The sequence below is a fragment of the Streptomyces sp. GC420 genome, from assembly GCF_009916105.1.
Classification (GTDB): domain Bacteria; phylum Actinomycetota; class Actinomycetes; order Streptomycetales; family Streptomycetaceae; genus Streptomyces.
Genome location: NZ_JAAAXQ010000520.1, coordinates 1 through 4,315, shown reverse-complemented (window position 1 = coordinate 4,315; position 4,315 = coordinate 1). Strand labels below are relative to the sequence as shown.

The window sequence follows — 4,315 nt, the reverse complement described above, 5'->3', positions numbered from 1 at the left end:
GCTCCGCCCCGTCCGGTTCCGCCGCTTCCGCATCCCGCTCCGCCCCGTCCGTACCCGGCTCGGTTCCGCACGGTTCCATCGAGCTGACCGTTCTCGACGACCTCGACCGGATCGTGCCCACCACACCCCGCCTCGGTCTCGCGGACGCCTCGGACACCGCCGCGTTCGGAATCGTCGGGCTGGACGCACACGGCGCGAGCGCCCCCATCGAGCCGGCGGACGTGGCCCTCGACTACGACCACTCCCTCTTCCGGGTGAGCGAGGACGGACAGGGCCGCTTCACCGTCGCCGCGCTCACGGACGGGCCGGCCGCAGGCCGGATCACCGCCACCGTCGGCAGCAGCACCGCCACGCTCGCCGTGACCGCCGGCCTGGCCGACGTCACCGTCTCCGGATTCGACGACGCGGCGGACTGGACCTTCACCCAGGCCCGGGCGGGCGGCTCGGTCGCTCCCGTGCCCGACGGGCACAGCGGGACCGGGCTGCGTCTCTCCTACGACTTCACCCGCTCGGCCTCGACCCGTGCCGCCTACGCCAATCCGCCCCGGCAGCTCACCGTCCCCGGGCAGCCGCAGTCCTTCCGGCTCTGGGTCGACGGGGACGGCAAGGGCGCCTGGCCGACCCTGCACCTGAAGGACGCGGCCGGTTCCGACCAGTTGCTGCGCGGACCGTACGTCACCTGGACGGGCTGGCGGCAGATCACCTTCGCCGTACCGCCGGGAACCCCGGCGCCCCTGCGCGTGCACCGCTTCTACCTGGCTGAGACTGCGGCGGGGAAGCAGTACAAGGGCAGCATCGTGATCGACGGGCTCACCGCGCAGGTGCCGCCCGCCGTCGACGTGCCCGCGCGGCCGGCGCCGCCCGATCCGCTGATCGACCCGGCCGCGGTGACACAGCGGCGTGACTGGCGGTACGCGGTCATGTCCGACGCCCGGTTCGTCGCCCGCGACCCGGACGGCGCGATCGTGGCGCAGGCCCGGCGCACCCTGCGGGAGATCAGGGCGGCACGGCCCGACTTCCTCGTCGTGAACGGCGACCTGGTCGACGACGGTTCACCCGCCGACCTGGCCTTCGCCCGGCAGGTGCTCACCGAGGAACTGGGGGACGAACTGCCCTGGTACTACGTGCCGGGCAACCAGGAGGTGATGGGAGGGAGCATCGACCGCTTCGTGGCCGAGTTCGGGCCGGCGCACCGCGTGTTCGACCACAAGGGCACCCGCTTCATCACGCTCGACACCTCCGGCCTCACCCTGCGCGCCGGCGGCTTCGCCCAGATCGAGTCGCTGCGCGCACAGCTCACCGCGGCCGCCCGCGACGCGGGCGTCGACGCGGTGACGGTCGTCCAGCACGTACCGCCGCGCGAGCCCACCCCGCAGCAGGCCGGGCGGCTCGGGGACCCCAAGGAGGCCGCACTCGTCGAGGAGTGGCTGGCGGAGTTCCGCCGTACGACGGGGAAGGGCGCGGCACTGATCGGCGCGCACGCCGGAGTGTTCCACGCCTCACGGGTGGACGGCGTGCCGTATCTGATCAACGGCAGCTCGGGAAAGGCCCCGGCCGCCCCCGCGGACGAGGGCGGCTTCACCGGCTGGTCGCTGGTCGGCGTCGACCGGGTGCCGCCCGCGCAGCGGCGCGAGGCGCGCGAGCGGCCCTGGAGGGGCGGCCCCGACTGGATCTCCGTCCAGACCCGTGCCCACGTCGACAACCTGACCCTCGACACCCCCGGCCGGCTCGAACCCGGCACGCGGGAACGGGTCACCGCGACCGTCACCCAGGGCGTCCGCCAGGTGCCCGTCGCCCACCCGCTCAGCGCCGACTGGACGGGCTCCCCGAACCTGCGCATCGGCCCCGGCCAGGCGGACGCCAGGCCCCGCCACGCGGCCTCCTTCGACCCGGCCACCGGGATCCTGACCGCCCTCCGCCCGGGAACGGTGACCCTCGCCGTCACCGTCGGCGGCACCACCCGCAGCACGCGGATCCGGCTCGAGGCGGCCCCGGCCGCCACCGGAACGGGTCCCTGACCGAGCCCGGGGCAGTGACCCCGCGCCCTGCCGGCGGACGGGACGGCGCACGGATACGTCCCGGGCGCGGGGCCCGGGACGGCGGACGGGTACGTGCCCCGGGCGGCGCCGAGCCCGGAACGGCGGCGGTCGAAAAATGCCATGAACAGTGACATGGTGGAACGGTGCCGCCCGCCGCGTCGGTGCCGGACGACTGGCCCGTGCACCCGTCCCAGACGATGTCGCTGAACCGCATGGGCGGGTTCGACTGGGACCTCGACAACGGGCTGATGCACCTGGACGAGTCCGCGGTCGAGGTCTTCGACCTCGAACCGGGCGAGTACGACGGACGTCCCGAGACCCTCTCCCTCAGGGTTCCGCCCGCCGAGGCCACCCGGCTGGACGCGCTCGTCTCCCGCGCGCTCAAGGACGGCAGGACCGACTACGGCGCGTACTTCCGGATCCGGATGCGCGACGGCTCCGCGCGCTGGACCCACACCCAGGGCCATGTACTGCGCGACGAACAGGGCCGCCCGCACCGCATCATCGGCATTGTCCGCGATGCCACCGACGAACTGGGCCACCCCGCCGAACGCCTCGGCCCCGACGAGGAGCAGCGCCGCAGGACCTCCGTCGTGGAGGCCACCACGGCCGCCCTGGCCCACGCCAGGACCGTCCGGGACGTCATCGACGCGCTCAAGCACTCCGGGGGACTGGAGATGCTCGGCTCCAGCGGCCTCGTCATGGGGCTCGTCGAGGCCGGGCGCATCCACATGGTCGCCGAGGGCCCGCCGGGCAGCTTCGTGCCCGGCAGCCGGTACACCAGGATCGACCAGAACTTCCCGATGAGCGAGGTCGTCCGCACCATGCAGCCCCGCTTCGTCGACACCCGCGCCGAGTTCGAGGCCCGCTACCCGGAGCTGTGGGAACGCCTCGCCCACCTGGACCTCTCCTCGGCCGCCTACCTCCCGCTCATCGCCCAGGCCAGGCCGATCGGCGCACTCGGCCTGCTCTACACCGACAGGACCCACTTCAGCCAGGAGGAGCGCAATCTGCTGGTCGCCCTCGGCAGCAGCATCGCGCAGAGCCTCGCCCGCGCCATGCTGTTCGAGCAGGAGCACGACCTCGCGGAAGGGCTCCAGCAGGCCATGCTGCCGCGCCGCATCCCGGCCGTGCCGGGCGCGGAGATCGCGGTGCGCTACCGCTCGGCCAGGATGGGGCGGGACGTCGGCGGTGACTGGTACGACGTGATCCCGCTCCCCGGGGGCCGGGTCGGCCTGGTCATCGGCGACGTCCAGGGGCACGACACCCACGCCGCCGCCGTCATGGGCCAGCTGCGGATCGTGCTGCGCGCGTACGCCGCCGAGGGGCATGCCCCCGCCACCGTGATGGCCCGCGCCTCCGTCTTCCTGCACGAACTCGACACCGACCGTTTCGCCACCTGCGTGTACGCCGAGGCCGACCTGGCCACCGGGATCGTCCACCTGGTCCGCGCGGGACACCTCGACCCGCTGATCAGGTACGCCGACGGCACCTGCCGCAGGCTGCCCGTCTCCGGCGGTCTGCCGCTCGGCCTGTCCGCGCAGTTCGGCCGCCTCGAATACCCGGTCACCACGGTCGACCTGGAACCGGGAGCGACCCTCCTGCTGTGCACCGACGGCCTGGTCGAGCGCCCCGGCTCCGATGTCGACGAAGGGGTGCGAAGGCTGATCGCCCTCGTCCACACCGGCTCGCAGGACCTCCAGGACCTCGCGGACGAGCTGTGCGAGGAGTACGACGAACGCGGTGGCGAGGACGACGTGGCCCTGCTGCTCCTGCGCCGCCGGCCTTCCGACATGCCGAGGACCGACGGGCGGCTCCAGCGGCACGTGGCGCAGAACGACCCGGAGGCACTCGCCTCCGCCCGGCACGTGATCGGCGAGGCGGTGCGGGCATGGGGGGCGAGGGAACGGTCCGACGAGATCGAACTGGTCGCGGACGAGCTGATCACCAACGCGCTGCTCCACACGGACGGCGGTGCGGTCGCCACCGCCCGGTTGGTGGCGGGCGGGGGGCAGCAGCGACTGCGGGTGGAGGTCGAGGACGGCTCCAGCGTCCTGCCGCGCCGCCGCGACGCCGGCGAGGACGGGGTGTCGGGCCGCGGACTGCTGCTCGTGGACCGGCTCGTGGACGTATGGGGCGTGGAAGCGCGCGGCAGCGGCAAGTCCGTCTGGTGCGAATTCGACATCGCCCCACCGCCTGCGGAGGGCCTCCCACCTGAGGTTATGGACCCCGCCCCTACCTGACGGCACCGGCCCCGCCCCGGCCGGGGAATGGGC

At 73.8% G+C, this 4,315-nt stretch carries 2 protein-coding genes; both read left to right on the top strand.

Annotated features, from left to right (window positions below; translation table 11 throughout):
• Positions 1-2,018: metallophosphoesterase (locus tag GUY61_RS35305; RefSeq protein ID WP_166634402.1), on the top strand; the 2,018-nt coding region annotated here is incomplete at its 5' end.
• A gap of 218 nt (positions 2,019-2,236) precedes the next feature.
• On the top strand, positions 2,237-4,282 hold the full coding sequence (locus GUY61_RS35300) for a SpoIIE family protein phosphatase (protein WP_166634403.1): 2,046 nt from the start codon (positions 2,237-2,239) through the stop codon (positions 4,280-4,282).
• Positions 4,283-4,315: the final 33 nt, after the last annotated feature.